The following is a 1,840-nucleotide window of genomic DNA, read 5'->3' on the forward strand; positions in this document are numbered from 1 at the left end:
TCACGGCCTGAAGTTCTTTTGGCTGCAGATGCAGACAAAGCTGATATGTTGATTGCTGTCACTTTGTTTGATGAAGTGAATATGGTTGCTTGCCAAGTGGCACATTCATTATTTAATGTTCCCACAAAAATTGCTCGTATTCGCTCACAATCTTATTTAGAACCGCGTTATAAGACGCTTTTTTCTAGAGAAAATATTCCCATTGATGTAGTTATTTCACCAGAAGTTGAAGTTGGAGAAATGGTTTTACGCCGTATTGCTTTACCTGGTGCAATAGATGTTCTTTATTTTTGTAATGATGATATTGTTGCGTTAGCCTTGGAATGCATGGAAGATTGTCCCGTTATTAATACACCTTTGCGTCAATTAACAGAGCTTTTTCCAGATCTTCAAACAACGGTTACCGCTATTAAACGTGGCTCGGAATTATTGATTGCACATTCAGAAACGCAATTACGTGTCGGTGATATAACCTATCTTGTTGTTGCTCGTGAACAGATGCGTCGTGCTGTTGGGCTTTTTGGTCATAAAGAACAAGATGCTCACCGCATGATTATTGCAGGGGGGGGGCACATTGGTCTTTATGTTGCTCAGGCTATTGAAAAGCGTCTCCATAAATTAAAATTGAAGATTATAGAATCGCATAGAGAAAGAGCTCTCACAATTGCTGATCAGCTTGAAAAAACAACTGTTTTATATGGTAATGTGTTAGATCCAGTCATTCTTCAAGATGCAGGAATTGATCAAGCCGATTTAATGATTACATTGACCAATCAAGATCAGGTTAATCTCTTAAGCGCTATTATTGCTAAAAGGTTGGGCTGCAAAGCTAATATGGTATTGATTAATAATGTTGCCTACCAAGAATTTAGTCGTGCTGTTGGTGTGGATGCCTATCTTAATCCCCATAGCGTTACAATATCGAGAATTTTGCAGCAAATGCGCCGTGGGCGTATTCGCTCTGTTCATTCGGTTTTTAATGGTCGCGCAGAAATTATTGAAGCTGAGGTGATGCAAACATCTTCATTGGTTGGGAAGTCATTATCAGAGCTCAATTTATCAGATGGTTTGAGAATTGGTGCAATTTATCGCAATAAAACAATCATACAGCTTTCGGCGGATATGCGTATTTTGTCCGGTGATAGAATAGTGATTTTCGCTCTTGCGGAGTGTGTTCGCGATGTTGAACAACTATTTCGTGTAAGCTTAGAATATTTTTGATATATGATCTATGGATATTTGTACTTTTTGGTATAGTGGGCAATTAAGATTGGTGGATAGGCTTTGTTTGTCCTCAATGGTTAAAACTGGACAGCGCGTTAAGCTTTTTAGTTATGATAAAGACATAGATAATCTGCCTGCTGGTGTTGAGTTGCATGAAGCCGAATCAATTGTACCACGCTCAGCAATTTATCGCCTTGATCCCAATTTTTTTGATGATAAACTAGGATGTACAATTGTTCAGTTCTCGGATTTTTTTCGTGTTATGCTGATGAAATATCAACAAGGTGTTTGGTTAGATACAGATGTTTACCTTGTTAAACAATTTCATCCAGATACGAATAAGGTTTGGTTGGCAAGAGAAAATAATATAAGAGTGGGTGTTTCTGCACTTTATTTTCCGCCCGATAACCCTATTATAAAAGTATTTGAAGATTATTGGGCAGGTACAGAAATTATTCCTTATTGGCTTGGGTTTAAGCGTCGTGTTTGGAGGCCGTTCTGGCTAAAGAGGAAAAAAATGCCGATTTTACCAGGAAATCTTGGCGTTACGATATTTGGTAATGATGGTATTTCACGATTAGCAAAAAGATATGGTTTTTTTCATGAAGCAAAGGAA

The 1,840-nt window shown here is 38.0% G+C and carries 2 protein-coding genes; both read left to right on the forward strand.

Features of this window, described 5'->3' with window-relative positions; translation table 11 throughout:
• On the forward strand, positions 1–1,221 hold a 1,221-nt coding region (trkA, locus tag ACFIO3_RS12460; RefSeq protein WP_375704555.1), incomplete at its 5' end, for a Trk system potassium transporter TrkA.
• A gap of 10 nt (positions 1,222–1,231) precedes the next feature.
• Positions 1,232–1,840: hypothetical protein (locus ACFIO3_RS12465; protein WP_375704556.1), on the forward strand; the 609-nt coding region annotated here is incomplete at its 3' end.

Source organism: Bartonella sp. AD328YNZD, from assembly GCF_042196425.1.